The sequence below is a fragment of the Halorubrum sp. Hd13 genome (assembly GCF_002252755.1).
GTDB lineage: Archaea > Halobacteriota > Halobacteria > Halobacteriales > Haloferacaceae > Halorubrum.
The window spans coordinates 1-15,443 of the sequence record NZ_NHOY01000018.1 but is presented as its reverse complement, the minus strand read 5'-3'; the positions used below and the strand labels follow the sequence as shown (position 1 = coordinate 15,443).

Here is a 15,443-nt window from a genome sequence, read left to right as displayed (position 1 = left end):
TTCTCCTCGAATCTCTATAAGCCCCGTCCGGACGGACGCTCGCGGTCGGTTCGACGGCGGGTCGCGACCGCCTCGACCGCGGCCGTCTCGGTATCTCTCAATACCGTTCTATCGCCGTATGTCGGCCTCATAGTTCGTTTTATGGGCGCTGCTCGGTACGGATGTTCCATGGGAGCGACCGACGGCGTTCGGCGGCGGTGCAGGGTAGCGGCGGAACCGAACGGCGACGGCGCGGTGACGCTGTACGGTGCCGACGGGCGAACATACCAGGTCATCGACGCGAGCGACGCGGTTCGCGGTCGGCTGCGAGAACTGCGCCTCGGAGACGCCGTCACGGCCGTCCTCGAACCGGTCCGCTGCCGCGGCGACGGCTGGCGGCTCCTTCGGCTCGACGGCGAGGCCCCGCGAACCCGGGCCTCCGAGGGACCAGCGTCAGCCCCGGAAGGGCGGTTCGCCGCGCGACAGGAGCCCTGACCCGGCACGCTCGGAGGCGACCGCCCGCCCGGCGTCCCGCCGTCGCCGGCGAGTCCGCCGGGCGCACGATTTTTATCCGAGGACCCGTAGCGCGGGTATGACTCGCACGGCAGTCGTCGCCGGCGTCGGTCCGGGGCTCGGGGAGTCACTCGCGCGGAAGTTCGCGGCGGAGGGCTGTCGGGTCGCCCTGTTCGCTCGATCGACCGAGTTCATCGAGGGGCTCGCGGCCGACCTCCCCGACCCCGGCGAAGGGCTGGCGGTCACGACCGACCTGACCGACGTCGAGGCGATCCGAGACGGCTTCGAGGCGGTTCGCGAGGCGTTCGGTCCGGTGGACGCCCTCGTCAACAACGCGAGCGCCGCGTCGTGGACCGGGCTCATGGACGCGAGCGTCGAGGGGTTCGAGGAGTCGTGGGCGGTCAACGGCCGCGGCGCGTTCGTCTGCTCGCAGGAGGCGGTCGACGACATGCTCGGGGCCGACGGCGGCACGGTGGTCTTCACCGGCGCGACGTCGGCGGTGCGCGGTCGCGGCGGCGCGATCGGGTTCACGGCCGCGAAGTTCGCCGCCCGCGGGATGGCGATGGACATCGCCCAAGAGTTCGGCGGCGAGGGCGTCCACGTCGCGCACGTCGTGATCGACGGGCAGATCGACTCGCCGGGGGACCGCGAGCGTCACCCCGATCGCGGCGACGAGACGTTCATCGACCCAGACGAACTGGCCGAGACGTACTGGCACCTTGTCGAGCGGGACGACGTCGGCACGCAGCCGTTCGAGGTCCACGTCACGAACGGACCGAACCCGTCGGAGTTCATCTGAAACCCGGCCGGCAGCGTTCAGTCCCGGCTCCGGCCCGCTCGCCCGAGGACGCCCGGACGCTCTCGGTCCGCGATCGCGTCTCAGACTCACGGACGCTCTCGGTCCGCGATCGCATCTCGGACGCCACCTCGGCCTTGTGCCGACCGACGGACGCGCGTCAGTTTCTTTTGATGTCCCGTTGGGGGCTCCATACTAATTTATGAGTCGGAACTCCACCTGAAGCCATGAGCGACACCGTCGACGACGAGATCGTCCACCGGGAGTTGGAGACGGACAGGCAGGAGCCCGTCGCACAGATCGTAGAGGTGGTGGCCGAACTGGAGGGGGACCGCCAAGACGACCTGACGCCCGGGTACAAGCAGGTCGATCACATCCTCCAGCACGTGTTCTCCGATCCCCCGGTCCCGGAGGCCCAAGTCAAGATCACGTTCAGCTACGAGGGGTACCGCATCACGGTCGAACAGAACGGAAAGGCGCAGTTCGTCAAACTGTGACCCTCGCGTCACTGCCCGGAACGTGCATCGAGAGAGGGCGGTCGTCCGTCGTGGGACGCGGCCGGGTCCGGCCGCTCAGAAGGTGATGATCTCGTAGTCGTCGTCGACGAGCGAGCGGACGCTCGGGTGGCCGTCGTAGTCGTCGAGCGTGACGAGGCCGGCGTCGGCGACGGCGTCCTCGACGCCGAACGCGCCGGAACAGTAGTCACACACCGCGGCGTCGTCGCGGACCGCCCGATACAGCTCGTGGTAGTCGCTCTCCTCGTCCTCCAGCTCCGGGATCCACTGGGTCCCGGCGCCGTCGAAGATGAGCTCGACCTCGTCGCCCTCGGTCTCGGCGAACTCCTTCGCGGCCTCGAGCGCGTTCGCGAGGCGGCCGTAGTCGGCGTGCGATTCGTTGCCGGCGAGAATCACGATTGCTGCTTTTGCCATCGTGTCCGCTGATAACTGACACCCGTACAAAACCCACCCGCGGGTGTGTGTCCGGAACGCCGACTCGGCATGCGATGGCATGTCTTCCGCCGGGGAGCGGGCTCCGGGACCGAGCGCCTCACGGGCAGTCGCTCTGGTCGAACGAGCGCGGGTCGGGCCCCTGATCGACCCGGCGCACCGTTCCCGCGTCGAGGTCGACCGCGGCGGCGACCCCGCCGTACCCGTGCGTCTCGTCGTGCCCTCGGACGACGACGCAGGTCGCGCCGTCCGGGACCGCGATCGTCTCCGACCGCGTGAACGGCTGTTCGGAGTGCGCGTGGAGGAGTTCCCGCCGGCCGAGCCGCGAGCCGTCGAGGCGCTCGACCTGCCACCAGTTCGCGTACCCGTCCTCCCCCTCGTCGTCGTGGTGGAGCGTCACGTCGAACGCGTACCCCGCGTCGACCGGCTCCACGGCGACGTCGACGACGTTCGCCTCCCGGAGATCGAGGTCGGCGTCGGTCGACCCCGATCCTGCGTCCGAGTCGGTTCCGTCCGCGGGCTCCGGTCCCGCGTCGTCCGCGCAGCCGGCGAGCGCGGTCAGCGAGACGCCCGCGGCGTGGGCCGTCACGAACCGACGGCGGGAGAGGGTCGAAGGGGCGGTCATGTGGCCCGGTTCGACGGGGAGCCGCAATACGTCTTCGGCCGCGTCGGCGGCCGGTGCGGGAGAGGACGGGGGGCGATCGCCCTCGTCACGGCGATCAGATCGCGTTCCTGAGGGCGCGCTGCGCCCGGTAGAGCGTGTACGCGACGGAGAGACCGACGAGGACGACCGCCGCGCCGGCGACGGCGAGCACCGGGCCAGACGCCGGCGGCCTCAGTTCGTCGCCCGAGCCGCAGTTCCCGCAGCCGTCGTCGCCGCAGTTCCCGCAGCCGGGCGCGTCCGTCGAGCCGTCGTCCGTCGAGGCGGACCCCGAGTCGTCGTTCGTCGGGGCAGTGCCGGAACCGGCGTCAGCGGGGGATTCAGTCCGCGTTCCGTCCGCAGCGCCCGCGGCGTCGACCGGTCCGGCGGTCACGTCGACCGAGCCGTCGGCCTCGCCGACTGATCCGTCGAACTCGTCGAACAGGTGCGGCGCGTGCGATCGGAGGGCCTCCAGCCCCGCCTCGATCTCCTCGCGGTCCTCGTGACCGACCGCGAACTCGGCGAGGTCGTCGACCACGGCTCGCGCGCGCTCCGGGCGGTCCGTCTCCACGTAGCTGCGGGCCGCGTCGAACATCGCCCGCCCGAGCCAGTGTTCGAACACCGGATTGTCGTACCGCCGTTCGAGCGCCTCGAGGCGTTCGATCTTCGCCTCGCCCGCCTCCACGTCGCCGTCGAAGAAGGACGCCCGCGAGGAGAAGAACGTCGCCACCGCCGCCCACGTGGCACTCGACGGGGTCGAGAGCCGCTCGTGGTGTTCGACCGTCTCGGTCGCCCAGTGCTCCGTCCGCCCGAGGTCGGCCGCCTCGAAGCCGGCGCGCGCGGCGTTCGCCGTCGCGACCGGGAGCCAGCGGACGATCGACTCCTCCTGTGCCGGGTACCGGTCGGCGAGCGCCTCGATCCGGCCGATCCGCTCCTCGATCGCGTCCACGTCCGTCCGCTCGGCGTCGGCGTTCGTCCGCCCGGCGAGGACGCCGGCCAGCCCCGCGGCGACCTCCCCGTCCGGGTGGGCCCGGAACAGCTCCTCCGCGCGGGCGACGCGGTCGCCTCCCGCGTCGCGCTCGGCCGAAGCGGCCTCCGGATCCGCGCCGCCTCCGAGATCTGCGTCGCCTCCGCGATCCGCGTCGAGGTACAGCTCCGCGTGAGCGTACGCCCGTAGCAGCGAGGCGGCGACGTCCGGCTCGGAGTGGGCGTCGTAGATCGCTTCGAGGCGGTCTACCAGCGGTCCGATCCGGTCGCGGCGGTCGGCCTTTCCGTTCGCGTGGATCGCCTCGGCAGTCGCCCGGGCCAGCGGCGCCGCGATCGCCGGCTCGGGGCGGCGGCCGTACAGCTCCTCGATCCGATCTCGGTACGCCTCGATCCGGTCCGGGTCGATCGCGGTCTCGTAGAGGTCGTCGCGGCCCCGCACGCTCGTCGCGTTCGCGAGGGCGTTCGCGAGGTGGAGTTCGACGTCGTCTCCGTCGCCGCCACGCAGTCGGTCCAGCCGCGAGATCGTCTCGGCCTCCGCGTCGAATTCCCCGCGCTCGCCGTAGGCGTCTGCGAGCGCGACTAGGGCGTCGGTCAGCCGCGCGCGGTCGTCGGCGTCCCTCTCGGCCGGCGCCGTCGCGTCGATCGCCTCGACGCGTCGCTCGAGTTCGCCGACCGACCGCGTGTCGCTAGATACCATGTGTGTTGGTTCGTTGTTGCCACGAGCCGACGTAAACGCTCGCCTTCGAACGAGACGTCCGCGGTGCTCGGGAGGAGCGCTCGGCGGCACCGCTCAGCCGTGGTGCTGATGCGCGTGGTCGCGTCCGCCGCCGCGCGAGAACTGCCCCGAGAAGGCCCGATCGACGACCTCGGAGAGCGCGGGGTGGACGTGGACCGCGTCGCGGATGTCCGCGACGGTCCCCGAACCGGCCGTCATCGCGACGACGACCTCCTCGATCAGGTTCGACGCCTCGGGGCCGACGATGTGACACCCCTCGATGTTCCCGTCGAGGTCGATGAGGGCCTTCACGAACCCCTCGGCCTGCATCGCGCTCCCGCGAGCGGTGTCGCCGTAGGCGTAGGTGCGGGTGGCGTACTCGGCGTCGGCCTCGCGGAGGTCGGCTTCGCGCGCGCCGACCCCCGCCACTTCGGGCGAGGCGAACACGGCGAACGGCATCGCCGAGTAGTCGACCGGCTCCGGCTCGTCGCCGAGCAGGTTCCGGATGACCGCCTTCGCCTCGTGGTTCGCGCTGTGTTTGAGCAGGTACTCGCCGACCACGTCGCCGAGCGCCCACACCCCCTCGGCGTCAGTCCGGAGGTACTCGTCCGTCTCGACGAAGCCGGCGGCGTCGGTCTCCACCCCGGTCGCGTCGAGGTTCAGCGCGTCGGTGTTCGGCCGCCGGCCCGCGGCGACGAGCAGCGCGTCGCCCGCGACGGTCACGTCTTCCGCCTCCTCCGGCGCGCCGACGGTCTCGCCGCCCGCGCGGACCGAGTCGGCCTCGGGATACGCCCGGGCCTCGACCGTCACCTCCCCGTCGGCCTCGTCGGCCGCGATGGCCTCGTAGCCGGCGTACACGTCGAACCGGTCGGCGTAGCGGTCCGTGAACGCCTCGCCGACCTCCGCGTCAGCCTCCGGGAGCAGGTGTTCCCGGCGGCCGACGATCGTCACGTCGCTGCCGAACGTCCCGAAGAAGTGGCCGAGTTCGGCGGCGATGTACCCGCCGCCGACGATCACGAGGCGGTCCGGCGGCGACTCCAGTCGGAGCGCCTCCGTGCTCGTGTGGTAGTCCACGTCGTCGATCCCGTCTATCGGCGGGATCGAGGGGCGCGTTCCCGTGGCGACGAGGACGGTGTCGGCGCGGAGCGCGGCCCCCTCGTCGTCGCCGTCGCCGATCTCGACGGTGCGGTCGTCGACGAACCGCCCGGTCCCCGAGAAGAGGTCGTGGGCGTCCGATGAGGCGAGCCCCCGCCGGATCGAGTCGGCGCTCTCGGCGACGTCCTCGTTCACTTTCCGGACGATCTCCGCGAAATCGACGCCGGTGACCTCGGCGTCGATATCGAACGCCCCGGCGCCCTCGATCGTCTCCATCACATCGGCGTGATAGAGGAGCCGCTTCGACGGGATACAGCCGCGGTTGAGACACGTCCCCCCGAGCCGCCCCTCCTCGACGACCGCGACCGAGTCCCCCCGGCCGGCCATCGCGTTCGCCACGTCCAGTCCCGACCCGGACCCGATCACGATGAAGTCGAACTCCTGCATGGAGCGCTCGACGACGGCCACCCTCATCAAGGCCCGTCCGCGGTGGCGCGCCCGGCACACGACCGCGGCGACGACCGGCCGCGTCGGCAGGGGGAAGTCCGCGTGGGCGGAGCTCAGTACGCTTCGGCGGGGCTCAGTCCGCCTCGCCGTCGCTCCCGTCGCGGAAGGCGTCCAGCGCGAGCGACCAGTCGTACTCGCGGTATCGGATCCGCGAGACCGCGTCCGGATCGACGACGCCGTACTCGCGCAGGATCCGTCGGATCCCGCTCCCGCCGCCGAAGTCGCCCCGGTACCAGAGGAGGAGCCGCGGCACGTAGGCGGTTCCGCCCTCGACGACGGTCTCGTCTCGGAGGTAGCTCTCGGCGGCCGCGTCGAGGTCCTCGTCCACCGTCTCGGCATCGTACCCGTAGACGGCCGGGCACGAGGCGGCGCCGCAGTTGAGCGCGAAGTGGACCCGGAAGTCGGGCTCGTCGACTCGGTGGCGGCGGACGAACGCGGAGGCGAACGGGTTCGGGACGTACCCCAGCCCGTACTTCCACTGCGAGCCGCGGAGAATCCCGTGTTCGATCGCGTCGAGGCTCAGGTCCTCGCCCGCGACCGCGACGACCGGCTCCGAGAAGAAGCGGCGCCGGTCCTCGAACCGCGACGGGTCCGACAGCAGCGCGTCGCCGGCCGCGGCGTTGTAGACGTTCAGCCAGAACGCGAGCCGCTCGTCGGGACCGAGCGCGTCCAAGTCGGCCGGGTCGGTCCCGGCGAGACGGTCGCGCGCCGCTTCGCGCTCCTGCTCGCGCTCGTCGCCCGCCCGCATCGCGCGGAGGAAGCGGCGCGAGACCGCCACGGGGCCGACGTCGGACGCGGGAGGCGAGGCGGACGCGGGCGTCGGCTCCGAGGCCGTCATAGCCCGACCTATCGGCCCGCGAACGAGTATCCCCCGCGGTTGGGCGCGGCGCGTGTCAGACCGACCGGCCGTTATGGGTCGGTACCACGTACCCCACGCATGAGCGACACGGCAACCCTCGCCGAGCGCGTGCCCGACTTCGAACTGCCGAACGTCGCGACCGGCCCGGACCCCTTCTCGCTCTCCGCGGTCGCCGGCGACCCCGACGTCGACGCCGTGGTCCTCCTTTTCCAGCGGGACTACCACTGCGGCAACTGCCGGAACCAGGTGCAGGCGATCGCCGAGCGGTACGACGAGTTCGCGGCGCTGAACGCGACGGTCGCCTCGGTCCTCCCGGAACCCGTCGACCGCGCCCGCGAGTGGCAGGCGTCGTACGACCTCCCGTTCGCCCTGCTCGCTGACCCCGACACCGACGTGAGCGACGCGTACGACCAGCCGGTCCGGTTCGGGATCCTGGGATCGCTCCACGACCTCGTCGGGCGGATGCCGGTCGCGACGGTCCTCGACGTCCGGTCCGGCGAGCCGATCGTCGCGTACACCTACGAGGGGCGGATGCCCGCCGACCGCCCGGAGCCCGACGACCTGCTCGACGAGGTCCGCGCGCTGCGAGCCGACTGACGGATGGGCGACCCGGGTCGCCGCGCCGTGCTCGTCGCGCTGTGGCGCATGTCGCGTCCGGCGCAGCTCGCGCTCATCGCGCTCGTGTACGCCCTCGGCGTCGCGATGGCGGTGGGCCGGGGCGGGACCGCCGACCCGCGCGCGGTCGGCCTCGGCCTCGCCGCGCTCCTGCCGGTCGCCGCGAGCGTCCACTACGCGAACGAGTACGCGGACGTCGAAACCGACGCTCGCACCGACAGAACGCCCTTCTCCGGCGGGAGCGGCGCCCTCGTCGAGAGCGGTCTCTCCTCGCGTCTCGCGCTGCGCGCCGCGGTCGCCGCCGGACTGTTCGGCCTCGCGGTGCTCGGATCGGCGGTGACCCCGACCGCCGACCGCGCGCTGTCGGGGGTCCCCGCGGCGCTCCTGCTCGGGGTCCTCGTCGTCGGGTGGCAGTACTCGGTCGGCCCGCTGCGGCTCGCTTGGAACGGGCTCGGCGAGGTCACGAACGCGGCGCTCGGCGGGGTCGCGCTGCCGCTGTACGGGGTCGCGGTCGTCACCGGCGACGTCGCGCCCGGCGCCGCGCTGGCGACGGTCCCGTTCGCGCTCGTCGTGTTCGTGAACCTGTTGGAGACGCAGTGGCCCGACCGTCGGGCGGACGCCGCGGTCGGGAAGCGCACCCTCGCGACGCGCTGGTCGGCGGGGCGGCTCCGGGCCGCCTACGCCGCCGGGAGCCTCGCCGCGGCCGGGAGCGCGGTCGTCCTCGCGGGGCGAGTCCTGCCGCCGCCCGTCGCCGTCGGGACCCTCGCGCCGATGGTCGGGCTCGCTCCCGGCACGCACCGGTTCACGCGTCGGGAGGAACCGCTCCCCGCCGTGGCGACGATGGTGGCCGTCGCCGTCGGGACGACGCTGGGCTGGGCGGTCGTCGCCGGCCTCCACTGATCGATCCCCCGTCGGCGACGGCCCTCGCTGCGGTCGGTTTGGGTCGTCGTTTCGAAATTTTTATTCCTCGGTTGGCGCAGGGTCTAAGCGGTCATGTCAACCAACCAGCCCTCCACGGCCCTCACGTCGCGGCAGCAGCTCGCCGTCGTCGTGGTGGCCGCGGCGGTGGTCGGCGCCGTGCTCGCGCCCAGCGTGTACGCGGCGACCAACGACCCAGAAGACACCGTCGCCGTCGTCGAGATCGAAGGGCCCGTTAACACGGCCCTCGCGGACGACGTCGAGAGCGAACTCGCGGACATTCGCGCCAACGACTCCGTCGGCGCGGTGGTGCTCAAGCTCGACACGCCGGGCGGCGCCCCCGTCGCCTCCGAGCGGATGTACAAGGCGGTCCAGCGGACGAGCGAACAGATGACCGTCATCGCGAGCGTGCAGTCGATCAGCGCCTCCGGCGGCTACTACGCCATGGCGCCCGCGGACGAGATCTACGTCCTCCCGACGTCGACCGTCGGCAGCATCGGTCTGAACGCCCCCGCGCCGCGGACGACCGCGCCGGTCCAGGGGCCGAGCGGTCCCGACAAGGCCGGCGGCAACGCGATCCAGACGTGGGCCGAGCAGGAGACGCTCGCCGACACGTTCGTCGACGCGATGATGGCCGAGCGCGGCGACGAGTTCCAGATGCCGCGCGAGGAGGTCGCGCAGGCGGACGTGTACCTCGGCACCGAGGCGGTCGACAACGGCTTCGCCGACGAGATCGGCTCGCTCAACGAGGCGATCCACGCCGCCGCGACCGCGGAGAACATGGGCGAGTACCGGGTCGACACCCGCGAGACCGGGCCCGACTTCGGCTTCCCGATCCTGCTCCGCACCGACACCCAAGTCGTCGCGGTGTACGCGAACGACCCGGGCTACGGTGAGGTCGAGCCGATGGGCCTCTCGTACGTCCACCGCCCGGCCGTCCCGCACGTCGACACGGTCGAGCGCTTCTCCGAGAGCGACCTCGCCGTCGACCGCGGCGGCTCGGCGACCCGCGCGGGCGGGACGAGCAACGAGACGGCGCGGCTAACCGGAGGTGTCGGCGCGTGAGCGACGCCACCAAGCTGGCGGTCGCCTTCGCGGTGACGCTCGCGGCGATCACCGGTGGTGCGGCGCTCGCGGGCTACGTCACCGCCGACGGCGTCGCTCCGTCGCCCGAGATACAGAACGAGCACTACCTCGAAGACGACCTGGTCGCGAACGACACGCCGGGGCAGGCGAACGTCGAGATGGAGTCCACGGCGCGGTCGCAGACGGTGCTCGTCGACCCCGGCGTCGAGCCGCGGGGCTCCGTGCCCGCGACCCCGTTCGCGCTGCTCGGCTTCGGCGGCCCGGACGTCGCCGACCGCGACGTTCGGCCGCTGGCGAACGCGCTCATCGAGAACGGCCACGAGGTCGACGTCTACGTGCCGGATCCGGAGCAGCAGCGGCGCGCCGCCGGTCCGGCCGGCACGCGGGGACCGACCCAGCTCGGCGAGCGGCTCGCCGAGGCCGACGCGTTCGTGACGTTCCGGACCGACTACGACGAGGCGGAGCTCGACGAGATCGAGTCGTTCGTCGAGTCGGGCGGCCACGTGATCCTGGCGACCGAGCCCGACGCGGCGTTCGACCAGCCCGGCGCGGTCGGACTCGACGCGACGCTCGGCGTCACGACCGAGCCCGGCTACGTGTACAACATGGCGGAGAACGACCTGAACTACCAGCGCGTCTACGCGGAACCGACCGGCGACGCCGACGCCGCGCTGACCGAGGGCGTCGACCGCGCCGTCCTGCCGTCCGCGACGCCGGTCGGAACGACGGTCGCCGGCAGCGCCGTGCTCCGCCCGAACGAGGGGAGCGAGCTGTCGACGACCCGCGCGGCAACCGAGGCGCCGCTGCTCGTCCGGACCGACGGCGTGGTCGCGGTGGGCGACAGCGACTTCCTCGCGCCCGAGAACGCCCGGCGCGCCGACACCGACGCGCTGATCGGGAACCTGGCGGACTTCCTCGTGTCGAACGATCGGACGCCGCCCGGTCCGGGCGGCCAGCAGGCGCCGACCGGCCCGAGCGGGCCCACTGGACCGACCGGCCCCGACCAGCCGCCAGCGGAGCCGCCGGAGAACGGGACGGCCGGCTGAGCCGCGTCCCTCCCGGTCCCCTTCGCCGCTCCAACTTTTCTCAGTCCCAGTTCCGACGGACCGGCGTCTCGCTCGCGTCGACGGTCTCCAGCAGCCACGCCGCGGCGTCCTCGAGCGCGGCGTCGTCGGTCGCGGTCACCTTCAGGCGGTTGTGGTCGGCCTCGCGGTCGGGGTAACAGCCGACGGCGACGTCGAACCGCTCCATCGCCTCCTGCAGGGCGGGCACGATGTTCGATTCCGGTTCGACCGTGTAGAGGAACCGCGACCGACGGTCGCCGGAGAACTCGTCTGCGACGGTCTCGAACGTCGCCTTCAGCTCGTCCGGGATGCCGGGGAACACGTAGACGCCCTCGATCACGCAGCCGGGGGCGAGTCCCGCCTCGGTCACGAGCGGGCGGCTCTCCTCGGGGACCGCCGCCTCCGCCGCCACGTCGACGTCGAACTCGCGGTCGGGGACGCGCTCGCGGATCGCGGCCAGCCGGCGCTCGACCGACTCCAGCGTGAGGTCGGTGACGGCCATCTCGCGGTCGAACGCGTCCGCGACCGCCTCCATCGTCACGTCGTCCGGGGTGCTGCCGATCCCGCCGGTGACGATCACCGCGTCGAACGCCGCGGCGTACTCGCGCACGTGCTCCGCGATCTCCGCCCGGTCGTCGGGGACGGAGAGGACCCGCCCGACCGCGACCCCGCGGTCGCTCAGCTCCCCGGCGAGCCAGTTCGCGTTGGTGTTCACCGTGTCGCCCGAGAGCAGTTCGTCGCCCACCGTGATCAGCGCGACTTCCATCGGCCCCCGCTTGGGACGGGCGACGGATGTACGTTTCCCGCGGCGGACCGGCCGACCGCCCTCGCCGACCCGAAACATCATGAGGACCCCGCGGCTCTGTCACGAGGTGACGAACGACACGACGCGCCGGGCCGTCCTCGCCGCGGCGCTCGCGGCCGGCACCGCCGGGCTGGCGCGCTCCGAGGCCGCCGCCCTCCTCGACTCCTTCGCCCCGCTCTCCGGCGACGCGTGGGACGCGGCGGACCGCTCGCTCCCGGAGACCGTCGAGAGCCCGCACGGCGACGCGAGCGTCCGCGTCGACGACAGCGGGGTCCCGCACGTCGAGGCCGACGACGAGGCCGCGGCGTACTTCGCGGTCGGCTACCTGCAGGCGTTCCACCGCCTGTTCTCGATGGACCTCCAGCGCCGCGTCATGCGCGGGCGGCTCTCCGAGGTCGTCGGCGAGGCGACCGTCGAGAGCGACGAGTTCAACGTCGCGATGGGGTTCGCCGCGGCCGCCGAGGCGACGTGGGACCTCGTGAGCGAGACGGAGACCGGCCCCCTCGTCGAGGCGTACGCGGCGGGCGTCAACGCGGCGACGGAGGCCGAGACGCTCCCGATCGAGTTCGAGCTGCTCGGCTACGAGCCCGAGCCGTGGACCCCGGTCGACTCCATGCTGATGGAAAAGCAGATCTCGTGGACGCTCACCGGGAGCTTCGCCGGACTCCGGCGGGCGCTGGTCGCGGACCGGCTCGGGGCGGAGCGGGCCGCGGCGCTGTTCCCGCGGCGGCTGGACCACGACGCGCCGATCCTCGACGGCGACGAGGAGCGGCTCGGCGGGGCCGAGCGGCGCGTCGACGCCGGAGACTGGCGGGCGCGTTCCGGGGACGGGCGGGCGCGTTCCGGGGACGCCGCCGCCGTCGCGACGGACGCCGGCCCGATCGCGCCCGAGCTCACCGACTGGCTCTCCGGGTTCGAGTCGCCGACCGGCGTCGGGTCGAACAGCTGGGTCGTCGCCGGCGAGCACACCGCGAGCGGGACGCCGACCGTGGCGTACGACCCGCACCTCTCGCTGATGGCGCCGCCGCTCTGGTACGAGCAGCGCGTCGAGACGCCCGAGCGCTCGGTCCGTGGCGCGACGTTCCCCGGCGTCCCCTTCGTCATCGCCGGCGCGAGCGACCGCGCGACGTGGTCGTTCACCAACGTCGGCGCCGACGTGCTCGACTGCTACCGCTACGAGGTCGACGACGCCGGCGAGCGCTACCGCTACGAGGGGGAGTGGCGCGAGTTCGAGACCGAGTCGCGCGAGATCTCCGTCTCCGGCGGCGAGGACCGCATCCTGGAGACGAGGCGCACCGTCCACGGTCCCTTCATCGAGCGCGAGGGCCGGCACGTCGGCGTGGCGTGGACCGGCCACGCCGCGACGCGCACGACGCTCGCCATCGACGAGCTGGGTCGCGCCGACGGGTTCGACGACGCGCTGGCGGCGACTCGGAAGTTCGACCTCCCGACGCAGAACCTCGTGTACGCCGACGCCGACGGGCGGACGATGTACTACGCGACGGGCCAGCTCCCGATCCGGCGGGTCGACGGCGAAGCCGTCGCCGGCGACCGCGTCTTCGACGGATCGGCCGGCGAGGGCGAGTGGGCGGGGTTCGAGCCGTTCGGCCGCTCGACGTGGGAGGGGTTCGTCCCCTTCGAAGAGAAGCCGCACGCGATCGACCCGGAGGTCCTCTCGACGGCCAACCAGCGCGTGATCGACGACCCGACCCACTACGTGGGCGTCGACTACGCGGCCCCCTACCGCGGCGCGCGCATCGCCGAGCGCCTCGACGCGGGGGTCGCGGGGGAGGATCCGGTCGACCCCGCCTTCCACCGCGAACTCCAGCGCGACGTGCGCGACGGGCGGGCCGACCAGCTCGTGCCGGACCTCGTGGCGGCGGTGGCGGAGCGCGACGCCGCCGACGGCTCGGACCGCCTCGCCGCGGCCGCCGCGACGCTCGGCGACTGGGACCGGCGGATGGCGGCCGACTCCCGCGGCGCGCTCGTGTTCGACCGGTGGCTCGACCGGTTCCGCGACCTCGTCTTCGCCCCCGCCTTCGACGACGCCGACCTCGGCGAGGCGTACTACCCGAACGGCTGGGTGCTCGCGCGGCTCCCGGCCGACGACCCGCTGTTCGCCGACCGCTCGCGCGAGGCGACGATGGTCGCGGCGCTCTCGGCGGCGCTCGACGAGATCGACGAGGCGGGGTGGGAGACGTACGGCGACCGGAACACGACGGCGGCGATCGCGCACCCGCTCGGCGGCGAGGCGCCGTTCCTGAACTACCCGACGCTCCCCGCCGACGGCTCGCCGGCGACCGTGATGAACTACCGCGTCGACGACGCGGTCGGGTCGAGCTGGCGGATGGTGGTTCGCCCCGGCGAGGGCGCCACGGCGGTGCTCCCCGGCGGCAACTCGGGCGACTACTTCTCCGAGCACTACGGCGACCAACTCCGCGACTGGCTGGCCAACGACCAGAAGCCGATGTCGCTCGACCCCGACAGCGAGGCGGGCGAGACGGTCTCGTTCGGAGGTGAGTCGTCGTGAGCGACCGCCTCGGCGAGTCGGCCGGGTCGCCGTCGCCGCTCGCCCGGATTCGGGGCGACCCTCGGCTCCGCCTCGTCGCCTTCGCGGGCGCGGTCGCCCTCGGCCTCGCGCTGGCGTCGGTCCACTGGATCGGGCTCGTCGCGGCCGGCGTCGCCGCGTCGCTCGTCGCGCCCACGTTCCGACGGGGCGTCGCGTACGCGCTCGGGGCCGGCCTGCTGGCGCTCGGCGCGTTCGCCGTCTCGCTCGGGCCGGCGGCCGGGGCACTGCCCGAGATGCGGCCCGTGATCTACGTCGCGGCCGCAGCCGCGCTCGGCCTGCCCCTGCTCGGGTCGCTGGCGAGAGGAATTATTTAAAAAGCCGGCGCCTCGGGAGCGCTATTGAGCGCTCGGGAGCGCTCTACGGCGCCGGATACCCCTCATATAAGCGTTTACGAGGACGACTCGCGAGGCGTGCGGTATGACAGCGACTGACGATGCTGTGGACGGGTCCCGCGCCGCCCTGGAGGACGCGCGGGAAGCGCTCCGGATCGAGCGGCGCCGCGTGATCGACGAGCGCGAGGCGTTTCGGACGTTCCGCGGCCGGGTCGAATCGGTCTCGACGGAGGCGACCTCACCCGGCGGATCGTCAGCGGCGGCGGGGTTTCGGGGGGTCGCGGGCCCCGCGAGCGGCTCCGGCGCCGCGGCCGACGCGGGCGCCGGTGGTCCGGCGGGACCGCCCGGATCCGGTCTCGCGGCCGTCAGGGACGCGTACGCCGAGACGGTGATGTCGGTCCCGCACTACGAGGAGGAGTACGACGACACCTACGAGCGGAGCGTCGCCGCGGAGTTCGGTCCCGAACTGGCGTACGCGCTCACGCGGAGCGCGGGGTACCACCCCGAGTACGAGCCGGCCCTGATCGACGCGGTCGAATCCGCGATCGAGGAGCGCGACCGCCTCGTGGAGCGGCTCGAGGTCGAGGCCGACTCGCTCGACCGAGCGGGGTCGCGGCTCGCGGCGGTCCGTCGGGAGATCGCGTCGCTCGACGCGGCCGTCCCGGACGGCGGGTTCGGCGCGCTCGACGCGTGTCGCGCTCGCGCCGGCGTCCTCGTCGAGGACTGCGACCGGATCGCGGCGCGCCGCCAGCGCGTGATCGCGGAGCACGGGCGCGACCTCCGGCTCGGCGACGACGTCGCCGACCTCCCGACGTACCTCTACCAGTCGGCGGACGCGACGTATCCCGTCCTCTCGGCGGTCGGGTCGATCGGCGACCGCCTCGACGACCTCACGCGCCGGATCGAGCGGGCGATAGCGCGCGTCGGGTGACCGAGAGCATTTAAAAGTGCGAGCCTCTGGACCGCGGACCGCGGCGACCGGCCGGGCTCGCGTGGGGCTCCCGCCGGCGACGGCC

The 15,443-nt window shown here is 73.0% G+C and carries 16 protein-coding genes; 10 read left to right on the top strand and 6 right to left on the bottom strand.

Features of this window, described 5'->3' with window-relative positions; translation table 11 throughout:
- Nucleotides 1-168 precede the first annotated feature (168 nt).
- From DJ81_RS02550 to DJ81_RS02540, 3 genes are all read left to right on the top strand, one after another.
- The gene (locus DJ81_RS02550; protein ID WP_094524670.1) at nt 169-474 is read left to right on the top strand and encodes a hypothetical protein; all 306 of its coding nucleotides are present in this window, start codon (nt 169-171) and stop codon (nt 472-474) included.
- Nucleotides 475-571: 97 nt separating this feature from the next.
- Nucleotides 572-1,291, top strand: coding sequence for an SDR family NAD(P)-dependent oxidoreductase (locus DJ81_RS02545; protein WP_094588300.1), 720 nt, complete (start codon nt 572-574; stop codon nt 1,289-1,291).
- Nucleotides 1,292-1,515: 224 nt separating this feature from the next.
- Nucleotides 1,516-1,785: a HalOD1 output domain-containing protein gene (locus DJ81_RS02540; protein WP_094524668.1), complete on the top strand. Its 270-nt coding sequence runs from the start codon at nt 1,516-1,518 to the stop codon at nt 1,783-1,785.
- A gap of 75 nt (nt 1,786-1,860) precedes the next feature.
- On the opposite strand, the gene DJ81_RS02535 is transcribed toward DJ81_RS02540, so the two are convergent.
- The 5 genes from DJ81_RS02535 to DJ81_RS02515 all read right to left on the bottom strand — a co-directional run bounded on the left by DJ81_RS02535 (nt 1,861) and on the right by DJ81_RS02515 (nt 6,957).
- The gene (locus DJ81_RS02535) at nt 1,861-2,217 is read right to left on the bottom strand and encodes a DsrE family protein (protein WP_094524667.1); all 357 of its coding nucleotides are present in this window, start codon (nt 2,215-2,217) and stop codon (nt 1,861-1,863) included.
- A 118-nt stretch (nt 2,218-2,335) separates the two neighbouring features.
- The gene (locus DJ81_RS02530) at nt 2,336-2,860 is read right to left on the bottom strand and encodes a hypothetical protein (RefSeq protein WP_094524666.1); all 525 of its coding nucleotides are present in this window, start codon (nt 2,858-2,860) and stop codon (nt 2,336-2,338) included.
- A gap of 94 nt (nt 2,861-2,954) precedes the next feature.
- Nucleotides 2,955-4,559 (bottom strand): hypothetical protein, encoded by a 1,605-nt coding sequence (locus tag DJ81_RS02525; protein WP_094588298.1) that lies wholly within the window; start codon nt 4,557-4,559, stop codon nt 2,955-2,957.
- Nucleotides 4,560-4,652: 93 nt separating this feature from the next.
- A complete protein-coding gene (locus tag DJ81_RS02520) occupies nt 4,653-6,119 on the bottom strand; it encodes a dihydrolipoyl dehydrogenase (protein WP_094588296.1) in 1,467 nt (488 codons plus the stop codon).
- A gap of 133 nt (nt 6,120-6,252) precedes the next feature.
- Nucleotides 6,253-6,957 (bottom strand): DUF547 domain-containing protein, encoded by a 705-nt coding sequence (locus tag DJ81_RS02515; RefSeq protein ID WP_249269055.1) that lies wholly within the window; start codon nt 6,955-6,957, stop codon nt 6,253-6,255.
- 159 nt (nt 6,958-7,116) lie between these two features.
- Here DJ81_RS02515 and DJ81_RS02510 point away from each other — a divergent pair, with 159 nt between their 5' ends.
- The 4 genes from DJ81_RS02510 to DJ81_RS02495 all read left to right on the top strand — a co-directional run bounded on the left by DJ81_RS02510 (nt 7,117) and on the right by DJ81_RS02495 (nt 10,703).
- A complete protein-coding gene (locus tag DJ81_RS02510; RefSeq protein WP_094588292.1) occupies nt 7,117-7,635 on the top strand; it encodes a peroxiredoxin in 519 nt (172 codons plus the stop codon).
- A gap of 3 nt (nt 7,636-7,638) precedes the next feature.
- On the top strand, nt 7,639-8,553 hold the full coding sequence (locus DJ81_RS02505; protein ID WP_094588290.1) for a prenyltransferase: 915 nt from the start codon (nt 7,639-7,641) through the stop codon (nt 8,551-8,553).
- A gap of 93 nt (nt 8,554-8,646) precedes the next feature.
- Complete coding sequence (locus tag DJ81_RS02500; RefSeq protein ID WP_094526005.1) at nt 8,647-9,636, top strand: S49 family peptidase; 990 nt, start codon at nt 8,647-8,649, stop codon at nt 9,634-9,636.
- Entirely contained in the window at nt 9,633-10,703 is a 1,071-nt protein-coding gene (locus tag DJ81_RS02495) for a hypothetical protein (RefSeq protein ID WP_094588288.1), read from the top strand. The genes DJ81_RS02500 and DJ81_RS02495 overlap by 4 nt, the downstream gene beginning before the upstream one ends.
- 40 nt (nt 10,704-10,743) lie before the next feature.
- On the opposite strand, the gene DJ81_RS02490 is transcribed toward DJ81_RS02495, so the two are convergent.
- Nucleotides 10,744-11,487, bottom strand: coding sequence for a molybdopterin-binding protein (locus tag DJ81_RS02490; protein WP_094588286.1), 744 nt, complete (start codon nt 11,485-11,487; stop codon nt 10,744-10,746).
- A gap of 106 nt (nt 11,488-11,593) precedes the next feature.
- On the opposite strand from DJ81_RS02490, the gene DJ81_RS02485 reads away from it, so the two are divergent.
- From DJ81_RS02485 to DJ81_RS02475, 3 genes are all read left to right on the top strand, one after another.
- Nucleotides 11,594-14,056: a penicillin acylase family protein gene (locus DJ81_RS02485; protein ID WP_094588284.1), complete on the top strand. Its 2,463-nt coding sequence runs from the start codon at nt 11,594-11,596 to the stop codon at nt 14,054-14,056.
- Nucleotides 14,053-14,409: a hypothetical protein gene (locus tag DJ81_RS02480; protein WP_094526087.1), complete on the top strand. Its 357-nt coding sequence runs from the start codon at nt 14,053-14,055 to the stop codon at nt 14,407-14,409. Before DJ81_RS02485 ends, DJ81_RS02480 begins: the two co-directional genes overlap by 4 nt.
- Before the next feature lie 103 nt (nt 14,410-14,512).
- Complete coding sequence (locus DJ81_RS02475) at nt 14,513-15,358, top strand: hypothetical protein (RefSeq protein ID WP_094588282.1); 846 nt, start codon at nt 14,513-14,515, stop codon at nt 15,356-15,358.
- The last annotated feature ends 85 nt before the right edge of the window (nt 15,359-15,443 follow it).

Coding starts and splice junctions, on each gene's coding strand:
- DJ81_RS02550 (WP_094524670.1), top strand. CDS start 169: ATGGGAGCGACCGACGGCGTTCGGCGGCGGTGCAGGGTAGCGGCGGAA.
- DJ81_RS02545 (WP_094588300.1), top strand. CDS start 572: ATGACTCGCACGGCAGTCGTCGCCGGCGTCGGTCCGGGGCTCGGGGAG.
- DJ81_RS02540 (WP_094524668.1), top strand. CDS start 1,516: ATGAGCGACACCGTCGACGACGAGATCGTCCACCGGGAGTTGGAGACG.
- DJ81_RS02535 (WP_094524667.1), bottom strand. CDS start 2,217: ATGGCAAAAGCAGCAATCGTGATTCTCGCCGGCAACGAATCGCACGCC.
- DJ81_RS02530 (WP_094524666.1), bottom strand. CDS start 2,860: ATGACCGCCCCTTCGACCCTCTCCCGCCGTCGGTTCGTGACGGCCCAC.
- DJ81_RS02525 (WP_094588298.1), bottom strand. CDS start 4,559: ATGGTATCTAGCGACACGCGGTCGGTCGGCGAACTCGAGCGACGCGTC.
- DJ81_RS02520 (WP_094588296.1), bottom strand. CDS start 6,119: ATGCAGGAGTTCGACTTCATCGTGATCGGGTCCGGGTCGGGACTGGAC.
- DJ81_RS02510 (WP_094588292.1), top strand. CDS start 7,117: ATGAGCGACACGGCAACCCTCGCCGAGCGCGTGCCCGACTTCGAACTG.
- DJ81_RS02505 (WP_094588290.1), top strand. CDS start 7,639: ATGGGCGACCCGGGTCGCCGCGCCGTGCTCGTCGCGCTGTGGCGCATG.
- DJ81_RS02500 (WP_094526005.1), top strand. CDS start 8,647: ATGTCAACCAACCAGCCCTCCACGGCCCTCACGTCGCGGCAGCAGCTC.
- DJ81_RS02490 (WP_094588286.1), bottom strand. CDS start 11,487: ATGGAAGTCGCGCTGATCACGGTGGGCGACGAACTGCTCTCGGGCGAC.
- DJ81_RS02475 (WP_094588282.1), top strand. CDS start 14,513: ATGACAGCGACTGACGATGCTGTGGACGGGTCCCGCGCCGCCCTGGAG.